Source organism: Flaviflexus huanghaiensis (genome assembly GCF_014118685.1).
Lineage (GTDB): Bacteria > Actinomycetota > Actinomycetes > Actinomycetales > Actinomycetaceae > Flaviflexus > Flaviflexus huanghaiensis.
This window is the reverse complement of sequence record NZ_JACFAK010000031.1, coordinates 1-1883: the sequence shown is the minus strand read 5'-3', so window position 1 is coordinate 1883 and position 1883 is coordinate 1. Positions and strand designations below refer to the sequence as shown.

At 57.1% G+C, this 1883-nt stretch carries 1 pseudogene and 1 other annotated feature; the pseudogene reads left to right on the top strand.

Annotation, left to right across the window (positions count from 1 at the left end):
* Positions 1-728: 728 nt before the first annotated feature.
* A pseudogene (locus H7E91_RS11395) lies at positions 729-1759 on the top strand (IS3 family transposase); the annotation flags it as partial.
* Positions 1028-1162 (top strand) — a sequence feature (AL1L pseudoknot). (Overlaps the previous pseudogene by 135 nt.)
* Positions 1760-1883: the final 124 nt, after the last annotated feature.

Here is a 1883-nt window from a genome sequence, read left to right as displayed (position 1 = left end):
CTATCATCGTCGGCGCCGACAAGCCGGCCTGGGACGTTTGACTCCGATCGAATTCGAAACCATGATGAACACACCCGCCGCAACAGCGGCATGAAAACAAGCTGTCACCTAAACCTTCAGCAGACCCTCATGTCGCCGGACGATCTAGGCTACTGGTGCTGGCCCTGTTGGCTAGCGCCAGTAGCCTATCTCCTCAGATCCTATGACGGCTATTCTTATCTTTTACATACCCAGTGATGGCTAAAACTAGCCCCAGAAGAGCGGCAACAATTATCACACCCCAGCTTGGCCGCGTTTCAAAAACTGCATCCAAGACAGGAGTCAGCAGGGAGCTAAATAGCAACATTAACCCCAATATTTTCATTGCTCTCCACATTGAATTACCTTAAATCTTATTGCAGGGCTTGTTGATCACTTTGTAGCCCACTGGGCCGAACCCAACCCAGGAGAGTTTAATTTCTCCGCACTGGTTACGTCCCGGCGCATCCCGCGTACGCACGTATGCAAAGATCCCCTGAGTGACCGCTGCGCATGCGATACCCCCCACACCCGTGACAGTCGTGAGCATTCCACAGACAACACCGGTATAAGCGGCCCCACCAGCCGTTGATAGACCATTAAATTCAGCAGTATTAACGTAGAGATAGATGAACTTCCCCGCCCCCACCTTTATGTGAATCGCTCTGGGTTTGATGGAGATTCCTGAGCTTGGAAACAAGGATGGAATAATGTCAGTTATGAACAATCCCGGACGCGCCTCGCAGCGGCGGTATTCACCAGAGGAAAAGGCGGCAGCGGTGCGCATGGTGCGCGCCTTACGTAAAGAGCTGGGCACGAAGAACGGCACGGTCAAAAGAGTTGCCGATCAGCTCGGATACGGCCCAGAATCGGTACGCACCTGGGTGCGTCAGGCCGATATCGACGATGGCCACCTCCCTGGTGTGAGCACTGATGAGGCCCGCCGTCTGCTCGAGCTTGAGCAGGAGAACCGCGAGCTGCGCCGGGCCAACGAAATCCTCAAACGCGCAGCGTCTTTCTTCGGGGCGGAACTCGACCGCCAACACAAGAAATAGTGGCCTTCATCGACTTAAATAGGGACGATATTGTGGCCGGGCGCCGTCTTGGAGTCGAGTCCATCTGCAGGGTATTGCAGGTGGCTCCAAGCACGTACTACGCCGCGAAGAAACGTGGCCCCTCTGCTCGTGCGATCCGGGACGCGGAGCTGATTCCCCAGCTGTTTGAGCTGTGGGAAGCGAACTACAGCGTCTATGGAGTGCGGAAGCTGTGGAAGGCTGCACGCCGTGCGGGAATCGATATCGGCCGCGATCAGACCGCCCGTCTTATGCGAGCAGCAGGGATCGAAGGGGCACGACGGACCAAGAAAGTCCGAACCACTCATCGTGATGCGACTGTCCCTCGGCATCCTGACTTGGTCGACCGTGATTTCACCGCCACAGGCCCGAATCAGCTGTGGGTCACCGATCTGACATTCGTTGCCACCTGGGCCGGGATCGCGTATGTGTGCTTCATCATCGACGTCTACTCCCGCATGATCGTCGGCTGGCGAGTCGCCTCGCATATGCGCACACCCATGGTCCTCGATGCGATCGAGATGGCCCGCTGGTCGCGCGGGACTCACCTGCCCGGGCTTCGGTGTCACAGCGATGCAGGCAGTCAATTTACGTCCATTCGCTACGGCGAGAGACTAGCGGAGATCGGCGCTGTTCCCTCGATCGGTACTGTTGGCGATAGCTACGACTGTCAGGCTGTTTTCACCTGGTTCCGCAAGAATCGGGAAGACCTGGCCGGCGCGTTCTGACCCTTGTCTACGAATGACCCGGAGGGTGTCTTGGCGTTGTACTGTCGAGCGCCCGGCCAGGCAC